Source organism: Pseudomonas sp. BF-R-19, from assembly GCF_019956445.1.
GTDB classification, from domain to species: domain Bacteria; phylum Pseudomonadota; class Gammaproteobacteria; order Pseudomonadales; family Pseudomonadaceae; genus Aquipseudomonas; species Aquipseudomonas fluorescens_BH.
Window position 1 is genome coordinate 221,864 of sequence record NZ_JAHBDN010000048.1, and the last position, 21,967, is coordinate 243,830.

Here is a 21,967-nt window from a genome sequence, read left to right on the forward strand (position 1 = left end):
CCATGTTGCATATCTTCTGTCCTCACTGCGGCGAACTGCGCTCCGAAGAGGAATTCCATGCATCCGGCCAGGCGCACATCCCGCGTCCACTGGATCCGAACACCTGCACCGACGAGGAGTGGGGCGACTACATGTTCTTCCGCGATAACCCGCGCGGTCTGCACCACGAACTGTGGGATCACGTCGCCGGTTGCCGTCAGTACTTCAACGTCACCCGCGACACCGTGACCTACGAGATTCTCGAAACCTACAAGATCGGCACCAAGCCACAATTCACCGACAAGACCGATAGCCCGAAAGCGGCCAGCACGGCTCTGGGAGAGAAGGTATGAGCCAGATCAATCGCCTGTCCAATGGCGGACGGATCGACCGCAACAAAGTCTTGACCTTCACCTTCAATGGCCAGAACTACAAAGGCTTCGAAGGCGATTCCCTGGCCGCTGCACTGCTGGCCAACGGCGTCGACATCATCGGTCGCAGCTTCAAGTATTCCCGTCCGCGTGGCATCTTCGCCGCCGGTGCCGAAGAGCCGAACGCGGTGCTGCAGATCGGCGCCACCGAAGCCACGCAGATCCCGAACGTGCGCGCCACGCAACAGGCGCTGTATCAAGGCCTGGTCGCCACCAGCACCAACGGCTGGCCGAGCGTGAACAACGACATGATGGGGATTCTCGGCAAGGTCGGCGGCAAGCTGATGCCACCGGGCTTCTACTACAAAACCTTCATGTATCCGCAATCGTTCTGGATGACCTACGAGAAGTACATCCGCAAGGCTGCCGGCCTGGGCCGTTCGCCGACCGAGAACGATCCGGACACCTACGACTACATGAACCAGCACTGCGACGTGCTGATCGTCGGTGCCGGCCCTGCAGGCCTGGCCGCTGCACTGGCGGCTGCGCGCAGCGGTGCCCGTGTAATTCTGGCTGACGAACAGGAAGAGTTCGGCGGCAGCCTGCTCGACTCCCGCGAAAGCCTCGACGGCAAGCCTGCGATGGAGTGGGTGGCCAGCGTTATCGACGAACTGAAGAACACTCCGGACGTGCTGCTGTTGCCGCGCGCCACCGTCAACGGCTACCACGACCATAACTTCCTGACCATTCACGAGCGCCTGACCGATCACCTCGGCGACCGCGCACCGATTGGCCAGGTGCGTCAGCGCATCCACCGGGTCCGCGCCAATCGCGTGGTACTGGCAACCGGTGCTCACGAGCGTCCACTGGTCTATGGCAACAACGACGTGCCGGGCAACATGCTCGCCGGCGCCATCTCGACTTACGTTCGCCGCTACGGCGTGGCACCGGGCAAGAAGCTGGTGCTGTCGACCAACAACGACCATGCCTACCGCGTTGCCCTGGATTGGCTCGATGCCAGCCTGCAAGTGGTGGCCATCGCCGACGCCCGCAGCAATCCGCGTGGTGCGCTGGTGGAAGAAGCACGCGCCAAAGGCATCCGCATCCTTACCGGCAGCGCCGTGATCGAGGCCCGTGGCAGCAAGCACGTGACCGCTGCCCGTGTGGCCGCAATCGATGTCAAAGCCCACACCGTGACCAGTCCTGGTGAATGGCTTGAATGCGACGTTGTAGCCAGTTCCGGTGGCTACAGTCCGGTGGTTCACCTGGCTTCGCACCTGGGTGGCAAGCCGATCTGGCGCGAAGACATCCTCGGTTTCGTACCGGGTGAAGCACCGCAGAAACGCGTGTGCGTCGGTGGCATCAACGGCGTCTATGGCCTTGGCGATTCCCTGGCCGACGGTTTTGAAGGTGGCGTTCGCGCTGCTGCCGAAGCCGGCTTCCAGTCGGTCGAAGGCGTGCTGCCAAAAGCCCTGAGCCGTCTCGAAGAGCCGACCCTGGCGCTGTTCCAGGTGCCCCATGAAAAGAACACCGCACGGGCGCCGAAGCAATTCGTCGACCTGCAAAACGACGTCACCGCCGCCGCCATCGAACTGGCGACCCGCGAGGGCTTCGAGTCGGTCGAGCACGTCAAGCGCTACACCGCGCTGGGCTTCGGTACCGATCAGGGCAAGCTCGGCAACGTCAACGGCCTGGCCATCGCTGCCCGCTCGCTGAACGTGACCATCCCGCAGATGGGCACCACCATGTTCCGCCCGAACTACACGCCGGTGACTTTCGGCGCCGTGGCCGGTCGTCACTGTGGGCACATCTTCGAGCCGGTGCGCTACACCGCACTGCATCAATGGCACCTGAAAAACGGCGCCGAGTTCGAAGACGTCGGCCAGTGGAAACGTCCGTGGTACTTCCCGAAATCCGGTGAAGACCTGCACGCCGCGGTTAAGCGCGAATGCAAAGCCGTGCGCGACAGCGTCGGCCTGCTGGATGCTTCGACCCTGGGCAAGATCGACATCCAGGGCCCGGATGCGCGCGAGTTCCTCAACCGTGTCTACACCAACGCCTGGACCAAGCTCGATGTGGGCAAGGCCCGTTACGGCCTGATGTGCAAAGAAGACGGCATGGTCTTCGACGACGGCGTGACGGCTTGCCTGGCCGACAACCATTTCGTCATGACCACCACCACCGGCGGCGCCGCTCGCGTACTTCAGTGGCTGGAGCTTTACCATCAGACCGAATGGCCGGACATGAAGGTGTACTTCACCTCCGTCACCGACCACTGGGCGACCATGACCCTGTCCGGGCCGAACAGCCGCAAGTTGCTCGCTGAAGTCACCGACATCGACCTGAGCAATGAAGCCTTCCCGTTCATGACCTGGAAAGAAGGTCTGGTCGGTGGTGTGCCGGCGCGGGTATTCCGGATTTCGTTTACCGGTGAACTGTCGTACGAAGTCAACGTGCAAGCCGACTACGCCATGGGCGTGCTGGAAAAAATCGTCGACGCCGGTAAGAAGTACAACCTGACCCCGTACGGCACTGAAACCATGCACGTGCTGCGGGCCGAGAAGGGCTTCATCATCGTCGGTCAGGACACTGACAGCTCGATGACCCCGGACGACCTGAACATGGGCTGGTGTGTCGGTCGCACCAAACCGTTCTCGTGGATCGGCTGGCGTGGCATGAACCGTGAAGACTGCGTGCGTGATCAGCGCAAGCAACTGGTTGGCCTGAAGCCGATCGATCCGAACAAATGGCTGCCGGAAGGCGCGCAACTGGTGTTCAACACCAAGCAGGCGATCCCGATGACCATGGTTGGTCACGTAACTTCCAGTTACCTGCACAACTCCCTGGGCTATTCGTTTGCCATGGGCGTGGTCAAGGGCGGCCTGAACCGCATGGGCGAGCGTGTGTTTGCACCGCTGGCGGATGGCAGCGTGATCGAGGCGGAGATTGTTTCTTCGGTGTTCTTCGATCCGAAGGGCGAACGCCAGAACGTTTAATGACCTCGGGTCCTGTGGTGTGCTGGCTGCCGCTTTCGCGAGCAAGCCCGCTCCCACAGGGGAATGCGGTCAAATGTGGGAGCGGGCTTGCTCGCGAAGGCGGTAGTTCAGCCACCACAAGGCTAGAACCAACAGAATTCAGGAAAGGTGCTTTATGACCGCAGCCAATGTTTACCAACAACGCCCAACCTCCGGGGCCAAGGCCGAGTCGTCGCTGCATCACGCCGACCTCGCCAGCCTGGTGGGCAAGGGTCGCAAGAACGCCGGCGTGACCGTGCGTGAGAAAAAACTCCTCGGCCACCTGACCATTCGTGGCGATGGCCACGATGCCGCGTTTGCCGCGGGCGTGCACAAGGCCCTGGGCATCGAGTTGCCGGGTGCGCTGACTGTCATCGTCAAAGGCGAAACCAGTTTGCAATGGATGGGGCCGGATGAGTGGCTGCTGATCGTGCCGACCGGTGAAGAATTGGCCGCCGAGCAAAAACTGCGCAAGGCACTGGGCGATTTGCACATTGCAATCGTCAACGTCAGCGGCGGCCAGCAGGTCCTCGAACTGAGCGGCCCGAACGTGCGCCAGGTGCTGATGAAGTCCACCAGCTACGACGTGCACCCGAACAACTTCCCGGTGGGCAAAGCCGTCGGCACGGTGTTCGCCAAGTCGCAACTGATGATCCGTCACACCGCCGAAGACACCTGGGAACTGCTGATTCGTCGCAGCTTCTCGGATTACTGGTGGCTGTGGTTGCAGGATGCTTCTGCCGAGTACGGCCTGAGCGTGCAGGCCTGATCACCACCGTCACTGTAGGAGCGAGCCTGCTCGCGATGGACTTCAAGGCAACGCGTTGAATCAGAAAGTACGCGTCATCGTTGGCCTCCATCGCGAGCAGGGCTCGCTCCTACAGTAGGCATCCACCGATTTCTCAGGAGTCACCGCACTATGAGCCGCGCCCCAGACACATGGATTCTGACCGCCGACTGCCCCAGCGTGCTCGGCACCGTGGACGCGGTGACCCGCTTTCTGTTCGAGCAGGGCTGCTACGTCACCGAGCATCACTCCTTCGATGACCGGCTCTCGGGCCGTTTCTTCATTCGTGTGGAATTCCGCCAGCCTGACGGCTTCGACGAGCAGTCGTTCCGCGCGGGCCTGGCCGAGCGCGGCGATGACTTTGGCATGATCTTCGAACTGACCGCGCCGAACTATCGGCCGAAAGTGGTGATCATGGTCTCCAAGGCCGATCACTGCCTCAACGATTTGCTCTATCGCCAGCGTATCGGCCAGTTGTCGATGGACGTGGCCGCCGTGGTCTCCAACCACCCGGACCTCAAACCACTGGCTGACTGGCACCAGATTCCGTACTACCACTTCCCGCTGGACCCGAACGACAAGCCGTCCCAGGAACGTCAGGTATGGCAGGTCATCGAAGAGTCCGGCGCTGAACTGGTGATTCTTGCGCGCTACATGCAGGTGCTGTCGCCGGAGCTGTGCCGCAAGCTCGATGGCAAGGCGATCAACATTCACCACTCCCTGCTGCCCGGGTTCAAGGGCGCCAAGCCCTATCACCAGGCCTACAACAAGGGCGTGAAACTGGTGGGCGCCACCGCGCATTACATCAACAACGACCTGGATGAAGGTCCGATCATTGCCCAGGGTGTCGAGGCAGTGGACCACAGCCATTACCCGGAAGATTTGATCGCCAAGGGGCGGGATATCGAAGGGCTGACACTGGCCCGGGCCGTTGGGTATCACATTGAGAGAAGAGTGTTTTTGAACGCCAATCGTACGGTCGTTCTCTAGATTGCTATCGCGAGCAAGCTCGCTCCCACAGGGTTTTGAGTTGTCTGCAAAAACCGCGATCACCCCGATCAACTGTGGGAGCGAGCTTGCTCGCGATGAGGCCCTTACAAGCAACACAAAAGACACAGGCAATAACCCGAGCACTTAACGCGCTGCCTGCCTGGGCAACGCGGTTCCATAAAAACAACAGCGAGGTGAAAGCATGTCTGGCAATCGTGGTGTGGTGTATCTCGGCGCTGGCAAGGTCGAAGTGCAGAGTATTGATTATCCGAAAATGCAGGACCCGCGTGGCAGGAAGATTAACCACGCCGTCATCCTGCGTGTGGTTTCCACCAACATCTGTGGTTCCGACCAGCACATGGTGCGCGGTCGTACCACCGCTCAAACCGGCCTGGTGCTGGGCCACGAAATCACCGGCGAAGTGATTGAGAAGGGCAGCGACGTCGAGAACCTGCAAATCGGCGACCTGGTATCCGTACCGTTCAACGTCGCTTGCGGGCGCTGCCGTTCCTGCAAAGAGATGCACACCGGCGTGTGCCTGAGCGTCAACCCGGCGCGTCCGGGTGGTGCTTATGGTTACGTCGACATGGGCGACTGGACCGGTGGCCAGGCTGAATACGCCATGGTGCCGTACGCCGACTTCAACCTGCTGAAACTCCCGGATCGCGACCGGGCCATGGAGAAAATCCGCGACCTGACCTGCCTCTCCGACATCCTGCCGACCGGCTATCACGGCGCAGTGACCGCTGGTGTCGGCCCGGGTAGCACCGTATACATCGCTGGTGCCGGTCCGGTCGGTCTGGCGGCGGCCGCATCCGCTCGCCTGCTGGGTGCGGCGGTGGTGATCATCGGTGACGTCAACACCGTTCGCCTGGCCCACGCCAAGGCGCAGGGTTTCGAAATCGCCGACCTGTCACTCGATACCCCGCTGCACGAACAGATCGCCGCACTGCTGGGCGAACCGGAAGTGGATTGCGCCATCGACGCCGTCGGCTTCGAAGCCCGTGGCCATGGCCATGACGGTGTGAAGCACGAAGCCCCGGCCACCGTGCTCAACTCGCTGATGGGCGTGGTGCGTGTGGCAGGCAAGATCGGCATCCCCGGCCTCTACGTGACCGAAGACCCGGGCGCCGTCGACGCTGCCGCGAAAATGGGCAGCCTGAGCATCCGCTTCGGTCTGGGCTGGGCTAAATCCCACAGCTTCCACACCGGCCAGACCCCGGTGATGAAGTACAACCGCGCGCTCATGCAAGCGATCATGTGGGACCGCATCAACATCGCCGAAGTGGTGGGCGTTCAGGTGATCAGCCTGGATCAGGCTCCGCAGGGGTATGGCGAGTTTGACGCGGGCGTGCCGAAGAAGTTTGTGATCGATCCGCACAAGATGTTCAGCGCGGCGTAAGTCTTTGCGTAATACAAAACGGCGACCTTCGAGTCGCCGTTTTTGTTTGGATATCTTTTTCAAACGGCTGCCAGGGTTCCTGATTCAATACCGGCCCCGCCGGGCGCTCAGTCGTGCCATTCATCGCGTGGCATCCGGTGTTTCACGTTTCATCTACCTGACCTGTGTAAAAACGGATGCGCGGCAAGGAACATGATTGAGGATGCCCGGTCAAACCGGGAGTTTTACCGCCGGTTTTCGGATGGTTTCATGGCACAAGAGGATGTCTGGATGAAGATTTCACGCGGTATTGCACTGGCTTCGCTGTTGGCACTGTCCGCCAGCCCGGCTTTTGCACAGTTCAGCCTGAACGACGCGGCCAATGCGATTTCGGGCATGAAGGGCGGTGACGCGGCCGCGACTGCCGAACCGACGCCGCAGACAGCCGACCTGCTAAGCACCCTCAGTGAATTGAACATCACGCCACAACAAGCCATCGGCGGCGCCGGGGCGATGCTGGGGCTGGCGAAGAACCAGTTGAGTTCGAACGACTACTCGGAACTGGCCAAAAGCGTACCGGGCATCGACATGCTCTCGGGCGGCGGTGAGTTGGGTGCACTGGCCGGTCTGCTCGGCTCCAGCGGCAAAGCTGCAGGACTGGACAATGCCCTGGGTAACGTCAAGAACACCACCGACCTGAACAACGCCTTCAGCGCCCTGGGCATGGACAGCGGCATGATCGGCCTGTTTACCCCGGTGCTCCTGCAATACCTCGGCCAGCAGGGCGTTGGCGGTTCGCTGCTGAGCAGCCTGGGCGGGATCTGGGGTGCCGGCACCGGCAGTTGATTCAGCGGCGCCCGGCGCGCAAGGCGTCGATGCGCTGATCCTTTTCGATCCAGAGCTGGTTGACCCAGTTCTGGACCTTCTCGCGAAATAGCGGATCGTTTTCGTAATCGCCCTGCCACAGCGCCGGGATGTCGACCCAGGATTGATGATTGCTGATCACCAGATACGAGGTATCACGGCGCAGATCGTCACCGCCGCGGATATCCCATTGGGTGGGGATACACCAGCGGAAAATCAGCTTGTCGATTTCCGACCAGGTCTCAGCGATCCACATCACCGACCAAGAGGCGTAATCGCGAAAGCGGCCGGGCAGAACCAGTTTGAGCAGGGCAAACACCATCAACGGCCCGATCAGGACCAGGGTATTGAGCACAAGCAGCAGGGTCACGAAACAGCCGGTGAGCAGGCGGCGCATAAGTCACTCGTGGAAACGGTTGGGCGCGCCATGATAAGCAGCTTCGGGTGGCAGGCCAAATCGGTGCTGACGAATGTTTCACTTTTGGGTCGGTAACCTTGTGGGAACGATCAAGCGAACGACGGTCTAAAATCCGACTGCTCACTCTCATGGAAACCCATTACGTGAAATCCCTCCTTGCAGTGCTCTCCCTCATCGCCCTGCCGGTCATGGCCGCCGAGCCGACCCTCTATGGGCGTTACGAATATATCGCCCTGCCGGAAATCGGCGGGAAGGTCCTCAAGGCGAAGATGGACACCGGCGCCCTGACCGCGTCGCTGTCGGCCAAGGATATCGAAACCTTTACCCGCGATGGCGAAGAATGGGTGCGCTTCCGCCTCGCCACCAAAGATGCCAGCAACAAGGTCTACGAACACAAGATCGCGCGCATCAGCAAGATCAAGACCCGCACCGAAGAGGACGAAGACGAGAGCGAAGTGGTCGCGCCCACCAAGCGTCCGGTGGTCGATCTGGAGCTGTGCCTGGGTAACGTCAAGCGCACGGTCGAGGTCAACCTGACTGACCGCAGCAGCTTCAACTACCCGTTGCTGATCGGCGCGAAGGCGTTGCGTGAGTTTGGGGCGGCGGTGAATCCGGCTCGGCGGTTTACGGCCGACAAGCCGGATTGCTGATCTTTTGAAGGCTTAAACCTTCGGCATCGTCACAATCATCGAAGGCCGCTGACTCACCTCGAAATACCACGCCGCAAGTTGCGGATTCGCTGTGCGCCAGTCCAGGTCCGGATGGCGCAGGTCCAGGTAACCCAGTGCACAGGCCACGCTGATCGCGGCTACGTCGAAGTGGCAGGTCAGCTCGGCAATCGCGTCCTTTTCCAGTAATGCCAGGGCGCGACGGATCTTGTCGCGCTGGCCGTCGAGCCATTCGTCCCAGTGTTTCTCCGGGGCGCGCAGGGCGACTTCGTAGCGCACCAGTACGGCCGCGTCCATGATCCCGTCGGCCAGCGACGCGAGGGTCAGGCGCCGCCAGCGGGCCGAACCTTCGCGGGGGATCAGCGGGTTGCCGACGTGCTGGTGGTCGAGGTAGTCGAGGATGACCCGGCTGTCGTGGATGATGTTGCCGTCGGCCAGGCGCAGTGCCGGGATTTTGCTCAGCGGGTTATCTTCGATCAGGGTCAAGTCCGGATTGACCGGGGTGAGCACGCTGGTCTGCAACGCCACGCGGTTCTGCTGGCCGGTTTCGTGCAGCAGCACCATGACTTTGCGAACGAAGGGAGAGAGCGGGTTGTGGTACAGGGTCATGCTCGGGGCGGACATGGCAGTGTCTCGGTCGGTGGCAGTGTCGGGCAGCATAGCGTGTTGGGGCATTACCTCAAACCGAACCCTGTGGGAGCGGCGGTGCGACGATTCGACTTGCTCGCGAAAGCGGTGTGTCAGCCAACATTGATGCTGAGGCTGACGGCCTCTTCGCGAGCAAGCCCGCTCCCACAAGGGATCAGCGGTGTTGCAGGAGGCCGCGTAGGGCTAGCACAGCCGGGATGCCCAGCCCCAACCAGCTCAGCGAATCCCACACACCATCCCCGAGCAACGCGGCAAACAACCCAGCCGCGCCAAGCACCGCGATGACGGTCGGAATGGCAAACACTTTCCAGAAGTTCGACTGTCGGGGCTTCATGCCACGCTCTCCGCTTTTTCCAGCACCGGCCTGGTCGCCTTGCGCCGCACCACCCACAGGTAGACCCCGCTGCCGAGCACGATGATGATCAGCACATCGAGGGTCGCCCAGAGGATTTTCATCGGCATGCCGCCGTAGTCACCGAAGTGCAGCGGTTGCGACATGCCCATGGCGTCCATGTACCACGGTCGTTCGGCCACGGCGGTGACTTGCAGGGTGCTGGCGTCGATCAGTACCGGCGTCAGCAGGTGCGAGGTCAGGTGGGTGCTGCCTTTCATGAACACCGCGTAATGGTGCTCGCTGGAAAATCGCGTGCCGGGGAAAGCGATGAAGTCAGGCTGCATGCCCGGCGCGACATCCTTGGCGATATCGAGCAAACGGGTCGCGGGCGCGAGTTGCGTCAGCGGTGGCGCATCGCGGTACGGTGCGATCATCGCGCTCAGGCTGTCGTTGCGCCAGGCGGTAATGATCAGGTCGGCGCAGGCACTGATCACACCCGTCACGCCGACCACCAGGGCCCAGGTCAACGTCACCACACCGATCAGGTTATGCAAATCGAGCCAACGCAGGCGTGTGGATTTGTCCTGGCGCACGGTGGCGAACTTCAAGCGGCGCATGAACGGCAAGTACAACACCGTGCCGGAAACGATCGCCACCACGAACAGAATCCCCATGAACGCCAGCAGCAACTTGCCCGGCAAGCCGGCGAACATGTCCACGTGCAGGCGCAGCATGGTCATCATGAAACCGCCGTTGGCCGATGGCGTCTCCAGCGCTTCGCCGGTACGGGCGTCGAGCATGAAGGTATGGGACGAGTTCGGCTCGGTGCCCGCGGTCGCGGCCATGATGGTCAGCACCGCGTTGGGCTCATCGTCCTCGAAGCCGAAATACTGCATGACTTCGCCGGGGCGATGCTTCTCGGCCGCTTCCACCAACTGCTGCAAATTCAGGCGCGGGGTGTCCGCCGGCATTTCCTTCACATCAGGCGCATCGCCCAGCAAGTGGTCGATCTCGTGGTGAAAGATCAACGGCAGGCCGGTCAGTGCCAGCAGCAACAGGAACACCGTACAAATCAGGCTGGTCCAGGTATGAACAGCGGACCAGCGGCGAATTGTTTTACTTTTCATTTCATAGCCTTCAGAAAAACCAAAGCCGCCCACAAAGGACGGCCTGGTCATTGGGCGTGTCAGCTCAACGCGTTACCACTTGTAGGTTGCACTTGCGACGACACTGCGCTGGTCGCCGTAGTAGCAGTAGTAGCTGTCGCAAGTCGAGATGTAGTCCTTGTCGAACAGGTTGGTTGCGTTAACGGCCAGCGAAGCGCCTTTGAGGCTGTTGTCCACGCGACCGAGGTCGTAGTGAACCACTGCGTCGAACACCGTGTAGGCGTCGGCCTTGCCCAGCCAGGTGTTGGCCTGGTCGCCATAGGTATTGCCGGTATAGCGCGCGCCGGCACCGATGCCGAAGCCGTCCAGCACGCCGTTGTGCCAGGTGTAGTCGCCCCACACCGACGCTTGCTGGTTAGGCATCAGTTGCAGGCGATTGCCCTTGTAGATGCCCTCTTGCACTTCGGATTTGGCCAGGGTGTAGGCAGCGGTGACCTTGAGGTTTTCGGTCACGTCGGAAACCGCTTCCAGCTCCAGGCCTTTGACTTTCACTTCGCCGGTCTGGCTGGTGACTGTCACGTTGCCCACGTTGTTGGTGACGGAAACGTTTTTCTGGGTCAGGTCATACACAGCCGCCGTCAGCAGGGTGTTGCTGCCCGGTGGCTGGTACTTGATCCCCAGTTCCCATTGCTTGCCTTCGGTCGGCTTGAACGACTCGGTCGGCGAGGCGACGGCATTGCTGGTCGGCTGGAACGATTCGGCGTAGGACAGGTAGGGCACGAAGCCCGAGTCGAACACGTAGCTGATCGCTGCGTTGCCGCTGAAGTTCTTGTCGCGTTCGGTGTTGGTGGCATCGCCCTTGTTGAAGAACGTGGTACCGGTGTGGACCCAGTCTTCACGACCGCCGAGGGTCAGGCGCCATTGGCCGAGGGCCATCTGGTCCTGGATGTACAGGCCGGTCTGCTGGGTCTTCTGCTCGTAGTCGTAGAACGCCGTGGAGCGTGCCGGACGTTCGATCGGCAAACCATAGATCGGGTCGTTGACGTTGATGCCCGGCGCGGTGCCGAAGATCGAGAGGTAGTTGGTGGTGTTGCGCTGGTGGTCCAGGCCGATCAGCAAGGTGTGACTGACGTCGCCGGTGACGAAGTCGCCCTGGAAGTTGTTGTCCACGGCGAATTGGGCGATGTCTTCGTCGACATTGGTGGTGCCACGGCCGGTGTTGCCCTGATCGTCAACAATAGACCCGTAAGAGGGGCCGTAGCTATTGACGGTCACGGCCTGGAACGACAGCTCCGACTTGGTGTAGCGCAGGTTCTGCCGGAACTGCCAGACATCGTTCAGGCGGTGTTCGAAGGCATAACCCAGCGCGTAGTAGGTGCGGTCGTAGAAGTCGTAGTTCGGGTCACCCAGGTTCTTGTGGTGGGAGATATCGCCGAACGGCATGTCGATCTTGGTGCCTTGGATCGGATAGAACTGGCTGGTGATACCGGTATCGTCACGGGTGAACTGCGTGAGCAGGGTGAATTTGGTGTCTTCGCCGATGTTCCAGGTCAGGCTGGGCGCAATGTTGTAGCGCTTGTCATCGATGTGGTCGATGGGCGTGCCGCCGTCGCGCAGCACGCCGCTGAGGCTGTACAGGAACTGGCCTTCGTCGTCGATCTTGCCGGTGCTGGCGAAGTTGATCTGGCGATGATTATCGCTGCCGTATTGCAGTTGGATCTCGCTGCTGGCTTCAGCACTTGGGCGACGGCTGACCATGTCCAGCAGGCCGCCCGGCGGGGTCTGGCCGTACACCGAGGAGGCCGGGCCGCGAAGCAGCGCCAGGCGGTCGAGGTTCCAGGTTTCCTGTTTCGGGTTGGAGTACACACCCTTTGGCAGTGGCAGGCCGTCGAGGAATTGAGTCGGCTCGAAACCCCGCACGCGCAACCAGTCGGCGCGGGTGTCGCTGCCGAAGCTGCTGGAGGTGATGCCCGGCAAGTAGCGTACGGCATCGTCGAGGGTGTGCGCGTTGCGGTCGTCCATCTGCTCACGAGTGACGACCGAAATCGAACGCGGCGCTTCGACCAGCGCGGTGTCGGTCTTGGTGCCGGCGGCGGTGCGCTTGGCCAGGTAGCCCTGTACCGGGCCCCAGGCGCTTTCAGTGTCTTGCACGCCGATCACGCTGGTGGCCGGCAGGTCCATCACACCCTCGGGCACGGCCACCAGGCTATAGGTGCCCGCACTGCTCAGCTCCAGTTGCAACCCGGTGCCACGCAGGGCTTCGCGCAGGGCGCCGGCTGCGTCGAACTGGCCTTTGACCGGCGCCGAGGTCTTGCCCGCTGCCAGGGATGGATTCAGCGACAGGGCCAAACCGGCCTGGCTGGCAATCTGGTTCAGGGTGCTGGCCAACGGCGCGGCCGGCAGGTTGTAGGCGCGGACGCTGGACACCTGTTCAGCGGCGACCAGTTGGCTACTGGCTAGAGGGGCGCAAAGGGCAATAGCGACTGCCAGCAAACTGCGGCGCAACAGGGAGTCTAGCGAACGAGGCATACAGCGGCTCCTGAATGGAAACATTTCTCAATTGCCTGTGTGCCGAACGAAAATCAAAAAGTGATAGGGCTGGATGAAAATAATTTCGATTCAGAAGTCGGTTGCGGCTGGTATTGGGTCAAAACGGTTTTTGCGGGGAGTCGAACGGCGCCATCGCGAGCAGACACAAAGTTTTTCAGGGTTTGGTATCAGCCTTGGCCACGACCTTTACCCACCATTGCGTGTGCTGTTCGATCTGCACCGGCAGGGTTGGCAGCAGGGCATTGAGTGCCAGGTCGGTGTCGCGCAGCGGGAAGCTGCCGGTGATGCGCAGGTCGGCCACTTCCGGTGCGACCCCGACGTAACCGTTTCGATAGCGGCCGATTTCATGCACCAGGTCTTCCAGCCGCGTGTTGTCCACCACCAGCATGCCGCGGGTCCAGGCATCCGCGCCGAGGTTGACGGCCAGAACCGGACCCAGGCCGTTTTTGCGGATCAGCACCTGCTGGCCTTCGCGCAGAATCTGTTCATCAGGGGTGGACTCAGGGTGAACCGCCACCGCCGACTGCAATACGCTCAAGCGCGTTCCGTCTTCCTCGCGCTTGACCAGAAACCGCGTACCCAGCGCACGCATGCTGCCTTCGCGGGTTTCGACGATGAACGGCCGGGGATCACCATGGCCGGTTTCAACCAGGATTTCGCCTTCCTGAAGCACGATGCGCCGCTGCTTTTCATCGAAACGCACATCCAGCGCGCTGTGGGTGTTGAGATTGATCAGCGTGCCGTCAGCCAGGCGCAGGGTGCGCTGCTCGCCAACGGCGGTGCGCTGGTCGGCCAGCCAATAGTCGATCGGCAGGTAACGATCCCCGGCGAACAGGGCCAGGCCGATCACGGCAACGACGCTGGCGACACCGTTGCCAAGCTTGCGCACTCGCCGGCGAATACCTTCGCGCGATTGCAGCAAGGCCGTGCGGGCCGGGCCGCTGGCCACGCTGAAACGCTGGTCGAGCATGCCCAACTGGCGCCAGGCGCGGGCGTGCTCTTCGTGGGCCGCGTGCCACTTGGCGAACTCTTCGCGTTCTACCGGGTTGGCGCAGTCCATGGACAACTGCCAGGCAATCGCCGCGTCCAGCACGTTGGCCGATACCGGTTTGGAACTGAGTGGATTCATGTCGGCTCACCATACAGCGCGATGTAGCACTGACGAATGCCTTGGGCCAGGTACTGGCGCACCCGCGGCACCGACACACCGAGGCGCTCGGCAATTTCTGCGTGGCCGAGGCCGTCGAGGCGGTTGTAGAGGAACGCCGCCCGGGCTTTGCTGGATAGCTTGCCGAGCAAGCGGTCGATGTTTTTCAGGTCTTCGAGGATCATTTGCTGTTCTTCCGCCGACGGTTGTTCGGCTTCGGGAATCAGCATCAGCTCGGTGAGGTAGGCCTGTTCCAGCGCGGCGCGACGGAAATAATCGAACAGCAGGCCCTTGGCGATCGCCACCAGAAACGCCCGCGGCTCGCGCGGTGCCTTCAGTTCCTCACGGCCCAGCAAACGCACGAAAGTGTCCTGGCTCAGGTCTTCGGCCCGCTGCGGGCAGGCGACGTTGCGTCGAAGCCAGGCCAATAGCCAATCGCGATGGTCGCGATATAACGCACCGACGAGCTCACTTTGAGGGCTTGGGACTGACGACACGCCGCATCACCGATTGGGAAATATTAACTAACGAGAATTGTTCGCGATTGTGGCAGAGGCGAGGGAGGTAAGCAATTGGCGTTGGTCGGGTGGGAATTAGGCGACGGCCCCTGTAGGAGCGGGCCTGCTCGCGAAAAACTATCTGACACCTCGGTCTTGCCAGAAAAACGTGTCACCGTTGACGATTTTCGCGAGCAGGCTCGCTCCTACAGGGGTTGCGTATAGGTCAGAAGGACGGCGCCTGCTGCCGGCGCTTCCATTGATTCAAGCGCTGTTGCAGATTCAATGGGCTATGAATCTGCTGCTGTCGCGCACGGCTGAACAGAATCAGCATCAGTTCGGCGGTGGCCAGGGCGTCAGCGCTGGCGTGGTGACGCTCGAAGACTTCGAGCTTGAACCAGTCGATCCAGTCGTCCAGCCCGGCCTCGCGAATGTGCGCCTGGGGGCATAGCAGCGGCGCAATGTCCGCCACATCCAGAAACGGATGCTGCAATTTGAAACCCAGATGATCTTTCAGCGCACGGCCGAGCATGTGCTGGTCAAACGGCGCGTGGAAGGCCAGCACCGGACTGTCCCCGATATACTCCATCAGGTCGAGCAGTGCTTCTGCCGGGTCGCTGCCCGCTGCAATGGCGCTGGGGCCAATGCCATGGATCAGCACGCTGGGGCCGAGTTTCACTTGCGGATATTGCAGGGTGCGTTCGAACTGCTGGCGAAAGTCGATGGCCCCGTCCTCGATCACCACTGCGCCGATGGACAACATGTGGTCCTTGTTCAGGTTCAAGCCGGTGGTTTCCAGATCGAGCACCACCCAGCGTTGCTCGCGCAGGCTGCACTGCGCCAGGTCGGCAGCCGTCGGTAATTGCCCCAGCCGATGTTGCAGGTGGGCGGGCAGGGTAAGGCTTGGCGGGCGCAGCCACGAAAACAGGCTCATAACTGATACCGCAAGGTCAGGCTGCTTTGCAGGCGTTGTGCCTGGCGCAGGGACTCACGCAGGATGCGTCGGTCCAGATGATTGAGGCTGTCGGGATCGACCCGATTCGAGTAAGGAAAATTCTCCCGGGTCTGTAGTTGGTGTTGCTGCATGCGGGTTTGCTGGATGAAGTGATAGGCCTCTTCGTACGCGGCGCCGTCCAGGGGGGCGATGACTTCCTTGTCGACCAACTGGCGAAAACGCTCCAGCGTGTTGTTCGCTTCGATACCGTGGACCAGGGCCAGCAACCGGGCGCCGTCGACAAACGGTGCCAGGCCCTGGATCTTCAGGTCCAGGGTGGCCTTCTCGCCATTTTTACGCGCCAGCACGAACTCGCGGAAACGTCCTACAGGCGGGCGATTGCGCAGCGCATTCTCGGCCATCATGCGCTGGAACAAACGGTTGTCGCCGACCTGATCGAGAATGCCCCGGCGCAACTGCTCACAGCCTTGCTCGCTGCCCCAGACCACGCGCAAATCGAAATAGATGCTCGAACCCAGCAGGTTCTCCGGGGTTGCCTCGCGGATAAACGCCGCAAAGCGCCGCGCCCATTCGGCCCTGGACAGGCACAGCTCGGGGTTGCCGGCCATGATATTGCCCTTGCACAAGGTGAAACCGCACAGCGCCAGGCTCTGGTTGATCTGCTGGGCAATGGGCAGCAGCTTGCCGCGAATCTCGGCGGCATGGGCCGCATCCCTGGCTTCGAACAGAATGCCGTTGTCCTGATCGGTGTGCAGGGTCTGCTCGCGACGGCCTTCGCTGCCGAAACACAGCCAGCTGAACGGCACGCCGGGGTCGCCTTTTTCGGCGAGGGTCAGTTCGATCACCCGGCACACGGTGTGGTCGTTGAGCAAGGTGATGATGTGGGTGATCTGCGTCGAAGACGCGCCGTGGGCCAGCATGCGCTCGACCAGTTGACCGATTTCGCCCCGCAGCGCCACCAGGTTTTCCACTTTCTGGGCATTGCGGATAGTGCGCGCCAGGTGCACCAGGTCGACCCGTTGCAGGGAAAACAGATCGCGCTCGGAAACCACGCCGCACAAGCGTTGGTCCTTGACCAGGCAGACATGGGCAATGTGACGCTCGGTCATGGCAATCGCCGCGTCGAATGCACTGTGATCCGGCGACAGGAAGAACGGCGCCCGGGTCATGTGCCCTTCGATGGCTTCGTTGAAATCACTGCTGCCGTTGGCCACTGTCTGACGCAGGTCACGCAGGGTGAAAATCCCCAGTGGCGCCTTGAGTTCATCGACCACCACGATGCTGCCGACCTGTTGTTCGTGCATCAACGTCACGGCTTCGCGCAACGGTGTCTGCGGGGCGCATGTCACCGGGTGGCGCATGGCCAATTCGCCCAGTCGGGTATTGAGCGAGTATTGGGTGCCCAGGGTTTCCACGGCTTTTTGCTGCACTTGCTGGTTGACCTGATCCAGCAGGCTGCTGACGCAGCGCAGGGCGAAGTTGCGGAAGGTGTCCGATAGCGAAAACAGGCGGACGAACGCCGGTTTGTTCAATTGCAGGCAGAAGGTGTCTTCGCCGGCCAGGTGCTCGGTGCGGGTCGCCCGTTCACCCAGCAATGCCGCGAGGGGGAAACACTCGCCGGTGGTGATCTCGAAGACCGTTTCGGTGCCACCTTTTGCCGTATGCGGACGCTCGCCCACGACCCGGCCTTGCTTGACGATATAGAAGTGCTCGACCGGCCCGTCGGCGGGTTTGATGATGCTCTCGCCGGGGGCGTAAAAACGCAGCTGACATTGCTCGACCAGATACGCCAGGTGAGCGTGTTCCATCTGGTTGAAGGGCGGGAAGCGCTGAAGGAATTGCAACGTGCCCTGGATGTTCTGCAACACCGCGGTTTTCCCTGCCTGTGTGAAGGCGTCCGCTTTACTCATAACCATTACCGCAGTCTTTTTTGAATTGTTGTAGTCGGATGACCCAGACATGGTCGACCCCTGTGGCCGGGGTGCCCATTGGACGTAAGTCTAGGTAGGCAATCAGGGTGATGGAATGTCGGAAAAACCTTACGCAACGGTGAGAAAAACCTCTCTATTCTGCTATTGGAAAAATATCCGACGAAGTGCACATTGGTGGTCTGCTCAGTGATGATTCAGCACTGTGCCAGGGAAATGAATTGAACATGTAGGGAACGCCATGTCTGACCACGATATTTTGAGTGACGCCGAGCGCGAAGCGCTCAGTGCCGTCATGCTGGAACCCGACCTGCCGCTGCAACGGGTGCTGATCGTCGACGACGATAAAGACGCCCGGACGCTGCTGTCAGAGATCCTCGCATTAGAGGGCATTCGCTGCCTGACCGCGGCCAGTGGCGAAGCGGCACTCAAGATCCTGGAGACCGAGGCAGAGATCAAAAAGCCCTCGATCGGTTTACTGATCACCGACCTGCGGATGGGCCGCGTTGACGGTTTGGAACTGATCCGTCAGGTACGCGAATCGGTAAGAGCGGCATTGCCGATCATCATTGTCTCGGGTGACGCCGACGTGAAGGATGCGATCGCCGCAATGCATTTGAGCGTGGTGGACTTTCTACTCAAACCGATTGATGCCAGTCATCTGCTGACACTGGTAAAACGCGAATTGGGCATTAAATAACTGGGCGCCTGTAATTGTTAGTTACAGGCTGGAGTTGTTTTGGTGGGTTTAACTTGTAATTAAGTTTATCTAATTGGTCTGCGAAAAGGCTCCTCACAAATAGCTTGTTTATTCTTTCGATTATTCAGTTATCGTTCAGTTCTTGAAAGCCAATGCAGGCATCTATTTGATGTTGTACTTGGTTTAATAAAATCTGTCGTAGCACTCTCCGGGTTACCAGTTTGGCACTCCGCTTTTTAGTGGCTTGAGTATGCCGATGGTTGTCGTGTATTCAGTCTGCGGCTAGTTCCTGCGGATAAAATACCGACAATGGTCCTTGCTCTTCCTGGATTGTGTGGTTGTGTGTCGCTATGAGGACGGTATGATAAAGAAAATTGAATTTCGCGATCTTGTACTTATTGTCGGTGTGACAGTCATGTGGGGCAGTAATTTTACGGTCATTGATATCAGTCTAGACGGTATCGATCCGTTCATATTGACAGCGTTGCGCTTTACTTTCTGTGCATTGCCACTGGTGTTCTTCATCCCGAAACCGAAAGGTGTCAGTACTTTTGTAACTATCGTCTACGGTTTGTTGTTTGGTGTCGGAATGTGCTGGCTGATGAACTACGGCATGTTTCTTGGCGTCAGTGCCGGCGTGACATCTTTGCTCTTGCAATTCAGTGCTTTTTTCACGGTCATCTGGGGAGTGTTGCTGTTTGGCGAGAAAATGACGGCAATACAAGTGGCCGGCATTCTCATGGCGTTGGTGGGGCTGATGTTCATTATTCATGTAACACACGGTGATGCCGAAAGCTTTGGACTTTTTCTGGTGCTGCTTGGCGCACTGTTTTGGAGTCTTTGCAATGTGCTGGTCAAGAGAAGCAAAGTGGCTGATATATTTTCCTTTGTCGTTTGGTCGAGTCTGTATGCAACACCGCCTCTATACCTGATGACTTACTGGGTCAAGGGCGCAGCCCCTTTCCAGTCGTTGCTAACGGACATAACTGCTCCAGTGCTGGCATCTGTCCTGTTCCAGGCCTATGTGGCGACGGTATTCGGGTATTGGGTGTGGAACCGAATGATTGAGAAATATCCGGCGAGCCAGGTTGCACCGTTGTCAGTGATTGTTCCGATATCGGGTATCTTGACCTCGTGGTATGTGCTCGACGAACCCATTGGGGGCGAAAAACTGTTTGCGCTCATCATTACGGTTCTTGGAATTGCCTTGTTCATGAATGCAACGAGAATAGGCCGCCACATCGCTGCAAACGCGTTGCGTTTCAGGAGATAGTTCTGCATTTGCAGGGCGCAGAAACAAAAATCCCCCGGTTCTTCAACCGGGGGATTGCTGTGGAGGGAGCTGGTTTACAACCCGTTCTTCGCCTTGAACTCGCGACGACGACGGTGCAGGACCGGCTCGGTGTAGCCGTTCGGCTGCTTCGTGCCTTCAACCACCAGTTCGACCGCCGCCTGGAAGGCGATGTTGCTGTCGAAGTTCGGGGCCAGCGGACGGTACAGCGCGTCGCCGGCGTTCTGACGGTCAACCACCGGCGCCATGCGCTTGAGGCTTTCCATCACCTGCTCTTCTGTGACGATGCCATGGCGCAGCCAGTTGGCGATGTGCTGGCTGGAAATACGCAGCGTTGCACGGTCCTCCATCAGGCCGACGTCGTTGATGTCAGGCACTTTCGAACAACCAACGCCCTGGTCGATCCAGCGCACCACGTAACCAAGAATGCCCTGTGAGTTGTTGTCCAGTTCGTTCTTGATCTGTTCGGCGGTCCACTGCGGGTTCACAGCCAGCGGGATGGTCAGGATGTCGTCCACCGAAGCGTGGGCACGTTTGGCCAGTTCGGCCTGACGGGCGAACACGTCAACCTTGTGATAGTGCAGTGCATGCAAGGCAGCAGCGGTCGGCGATGGTACCCAAGCAGTGTTGGCACCGGCCATCGGGTGAGCGATTTTCTGTTCGAGCATCGCTGCCATCAGGTCAGGCATGGCCCACATGCCTTTACCGATCTGTGCGCGACCTTGCAGGCCGGTGCTCAGGCCGATATCGACGTTGGAGTTCTCGTAGGCGCCGATCCATTTTTCCGCCTTCATGTCCGCCTTGCGCACCATCGGGCCGGCTTCCATGGAGGTGTGGATTTCATCGCCCGTGCGGTCGAGGAAACCGGTGTTGATGAACACCACGCGCTCACTCGCAGCCTTGATGCAGGCCTTGAGGTTGATCGTGGTACGACGCTCCTCGTCCATGATCCCGACTTTGAGGGTATTGCGCGGCAGGCCCAGCATGTCTTCGATGCGACCGAACAGCTCGTTGGTGAACGCCGCTTCTTCAGGGCCGTGCATCTTCGGCTTGACGATGTAGATCGAGCCGGTGCGGGTGTTTTTGCGCGACGTGTTGCCGTTCAGGTTGTGCATCGATGCCAGGCAAGTCACCAGGCCATCGAGAATGCCTTCCGGCACTTCGTTACCGTCTTTGTCCAGAATCGCGTCGATGGTCATCAGGTGACCGACGTTACGCACGAACAGCAACGAACGGCCGTGCAGGCTCAGTTCACTGCCATCGACAGCGGTGTAGGTGCGGTCGGCGTTCATGGTGCGGGTAAAGGTCTGACCGCCCTTGGCGACGTTTTCCGACAGATCGCCCTTCATCAGGCCGAGCCAGTTGCGGTAGATCACCACTTTGTCATCGGCGTCGACGGCGGCAACCGAGTCTTCGCAGTCCATGATGGTGGTCAGCGCGGCTTCCATCAGGATGTCTTTGACGCCGGCCGCGTCGGTCTGGCCGACCGGGGTGCTGGCGTCGACCTGGATTTCGAAATGCAGGCCGTTGTTTTTCAGCAGGATCGCGGTCGGTGCAGCGGCATCGCCCTGGAAGCCGATCAGTTGCGCATCGTTGCGCAGGCCGGTGTTGCTGCCACCTTTAAGGGCGACCACCAGTTTGCCGTCGACGATCTTGTAGCCGGTGGAGTCGACGTGGGAGCCGGCCGCCAAAGGCGCCGCTTCGTCGAGGAAGGCACGGGCGAAGGCGATGACCTTGTCGCCGCGCACCTTGTTGTAGCCTTTGCCTTTTTCCGCGCCGTCAGCTTCGCTGATGGCGTCGGTGCCGTAGAGCGCGTCATACAGCGAACCCCAACGGGCGTTCGAGGCATTGAGGGCGAAACGGGCATTCATCACCGGCACCACGAGCTGCGGACCGGCCATGCGGGCGATTTCTTCGTCGACGTTTTGCGTCGTTGCCTGGAAATCGGCCGCTTCTGGCAGCAGATAACCGATCTCTTGCAGGAAGGCTTTATAGGCCACGGCGTCGTGCGCTTGACCGGCACGTTCCTGATGCCAGGAATCGATTTGAGCCTGGAAATCATCGCGTTTGGCGAGTAGGGCTTTGTTCTTCGGCGCCAGGTCATGGATGACCTTGTCGGCACCGGCCCAGAACTTATCGGCGGTGAGGCCGGTACCGGGAATGGCTTCGTTGTTCACGAAGTCGAACAGGACTTTGGCGACCTGCAGGCCACCGACTTGAACGTGTTCAGTCATTGCTTGCCTCACTCTGCTCAGCTATTTCGCTTTTCAGCTCTTCAATTTAACAATGAAGCCGTTGGCCATTTAAACCACAAACCCCTCTACCAGTACATGCCCATG

Annotated in this window: 19 protein-coding genes; 9 read left to right on the forward strand and 10 right to left on the reverse strand. The window is 60.2% G+C overall.

Annotation, left to right across the window (positions count from 1 at the left end):
• Window positions 1–2 precede the first annotated feature (2 nt).
• The 6 genes from KGB28_RS12735 to KGB28_RS12760 all read left to right on the forward strand — a co-directional run bounded on the left by KGB28_RS12735 (window position 3) and on the right by KGB28_RS12760 (window position 7,368).
• The gene (locus KGB28_RS12735; RefSeq protein WP_046039383.1) at window positions 3–332 is read left to right on the forward strand and encodes a sarcosine oxidase subunit delta; all 330 of its coding nucleotides are present in this window, start codon (window positions 3–5) and stop codon (window positions 330–332) included.
• Window positions 329–3,346 carry a sarcosine oxidase subunit alpha gene (locus KGB28_RS12740; RefSeq protein ID WP_223445529.1) on the forward strand — a complete coding sequence of 1,006 codons (3,018 nt, stop codon included), beginning with the start codon at window positions 329–331 and terminating at the stop codon, window positions 3,344–3,346. The genes KGB28_RS12735 and KGB28_RS12740 overlap by 4 nt, the downstream gene beginning before the upstream one ends.
• 154 nt (window positions 3,347–3,500) lie before the next feature.
• Complete coding sequence (locus tag KGB28_RS12745; protein ID WP_223445531.1) at window positions 3,501–4,133, forward strand: sarcosine oxidase subunit gamma; 633 nt, start codon at window positions 3,501–3,503, stop codon at window positions 4,131–4,133.
• A 150-nt stretch (window positions 4,134–4,283) separates the two neighbouring features.
• Entirely contained in the window at window positions 4,284–5,141 is an 858-nt protein-coding gene (purU, locus tag KGB28_RS12750) for a formyltetrahydrofolate deformylase (protein ID WP_223445533.1), read from the forward strand.
• Window positions 5,142–5,343: 202 nt separating this feature from the next.
• Window positions 5,344–6,543 carry a formaldehyde dehydrogenase, glutathione-independent gene (gene fdhA / locus KGB28_RS12755; RefSeq protein WP_090451825.1) on the forward strand — a complete coding sequence of 400 codons (1,200 nt, stop codon included), beginning with the start codon at window positions 5,344–5,346 and terminating at the stop codon, window positions 6,541–6,543.
• A gap of 270 nt (window positions 6,544–6,813) precedes the next feature.
• Window positions 6,814–7,368 carry a DUF2780 domain-containing protein gene (locus KGB28_RS12760; RefSeq protein ID WP_223445535.1) on the forward strand — a complete coding sequence of 185 codons (555 nt, stop codon included), beginning with the start codon at window positions 6,814–6,816 and terminating at the stop codon, window positions 7,366–7,368.
• A 1-nt stretch (window position 7,369) separates the two neighbouring features.
• Here KGB28_RS12760 and KGB28_RS12765 read toward each other — a convergent pair whose 3' ends face one another.
• Window positions 7,370–7,783 carry a 1-acyl-sn-glycerol-3-phosphate acyltransferase gene (locus KGB28_RS12765; protein ID WP_223445537.1) on the reverse strand — a complete coding sequence of 138 codons (414 nt, stop codon included), beginning with the start codon at window positions 7,781–7,783 and terminating at the stop codon, window positions 7,370–7,372.
• A gap of 164 nt (window positions 7,784–7,947) precedes the next feature.
• On the opposite strand from KGB28_RS12765, the gene KGB28_RS12770 reads away from it, so the two are divergent.
• Window positions 7,948–8,454, forward strand: a complete 507-nt coding sequence (locus KGB28_RS12770) for an ATP-dependent zinc protease (protein WP_223445539.1) — start codon at window positions 7,948–7,950, stop codon at window positions 8,452–8,454.
• Window positions 8,455–8,466: 12 nt separating this feature from the next.
• Here KGB28_RS12770 and KGB28_RS12775 read toward each other — a convergent pair whose 3' ends face one another.
• From KGB28_RS12775 to KGB28_RS12810, 8 genes are all read right to left on the reverse strand, one after another.
• Window positions 8,467–9,096: a glutathione S-transferase family protein gene (locus KGB28_RS12775; protein ID WP_223445541.1), complete on the reverse strand. Its 630-nt coding sequence runs from the start codon at window positions 9,094–9,096 to the stop codon at window positions 8,467–8,469.
• 178 nt (window positions 9,097–9,274) lie between these two features.
• On the reverse strand, window positions 9,275–9,454 hold the full coding sequence (locus KGB28_RS12780) for a hypothetical protein (protein ID WP_223445543.1): 180 nt from the start codon (window positions 9,452–9,454) through the stop codon (window positions 9,275–9,277).
• Window positions 9,451–10,581, reverse strand: a complete 1,131-nt coding sequence (locus KGB28_RS12785) for a PepSY-associated TM helix domain-containing protein (protein ID WP_223445545.1) — start codon at window positions 10,579–10,581, stop codon at window positions 9,451–9,453. Before KGB28_RS12785 ends, KGB28_RS12780 begins: the two co-directional genes overlap by 4 nt.
• Window positions 10,582–10,653: 72 nt before the next feature.
• Window positions 10,654–13,089, reverse strand: coding sequence for a TonB-dependent siderophore receptor (locus tag KGB28_RS12790; RefSeq protein ID WP_223445547.1), 2,436 nt, complete (start codon window positions 13,087–13,089; stop codon window positions 10,654–10,656).
• A gap of 175 nt (window positions 13,090–13,264) precedes the next feature.
• Window positions 13,265–14,239, reverse strand: a complete 975-nt coding sequence (locus tag KGB28_RS12795; RefSeq protein ID WP_223445549.1) for a FecR domain-containing protein — start codon at window positions 14,237–14,239, stop codon at window positions 13,265–13,267.
• Window positions 14,236–14,754: an RNA polymerase sigma factor gene (locus KGB28_RS12800; RefSeq protein ID WP_223445551.1), complete on the reverse strand. Its 519-nt coding sequence runs from the start codon at window positions 14,752–14,754 to the stop codon at window positions 14,236–14,238. Before KGB28_RS12800 ends, KGB28_RS12795 begins: the two co-directional genes overlap by 4 nt.
• A gap of 226 nt (window positions 14,755–14,980) precedes the next feature.
• On the reverse strand, window positions 14,981–15,688 hold the full coding sequence (locus KGB28_RS12805; protein WP_223445553.1) for a PolC-type DNA polymerase III: 708 nt from the start codon (window positions 15,686–15,688) through the stop codon (window positions 14,981–14,983).
• A complete protein-coding gene (locus tag KGB28_RS12810; RefSeq protein ID WP_223445555.1) occupies window positions 15,685–17,625 on the reverse strand; it encodes a DUF294 nucleotidyltransferase-like domain-containing protein in 1,941 nt (646 codons plus the stop codon). The genes KGB28_RS12805 and KGB28_RS12810 overlap by 4 nt, the downstream gene beginning before the upstream one ends.
• 253 nt (window positions 17,626–17,878) lie before the next feature.
• Here KGB28_RS12810 and KGB28_RS12815 point away from each other — a divergent pair, with 253 nt between their 5' ends.
• Window positions 17,879–18,337 carry a response regulator gene (locus KGB28_RS12815; RefSeq protein WP_223445557.1) on the forward strand — a complete coding sequence of 153 codons (459 nt, stop codon included), beginning with the start codon at window positions 17,879–17,881 and terminating at the stop codon, window positions 18,335–18,337.
• Between the two features lie 361 nt (window positions 18,338–18,698).
• Window positions 18,699–19,610, forward strand: coding sequence for an EamA family transporter (locus tag KGB28_RS12820; protein ID WP_223445559.1), 912 nt, complete (start codon window positions 18,699–18,701; stop codon window positions 19,608–19,610).
• 74 nt (window positions 19,611–19,684) lie between these two features.
• On the opposite strand, the gene KGB28_RS12825 is transcribed toward KGB28_RS12820, so the two are convergent.
• Window positions 19,685–21,862, reverse strand: coding sequence for a malate synthase G (locus tag KGB28_RS12825; protein ID WP_223445561.1), 2,178 nt, complete (start codon window positions 21,860–21,862; stop codon window positions 19,685–19,687).
• Window positions 21,863–21,967: the final 105 nt, after the last annotated feature.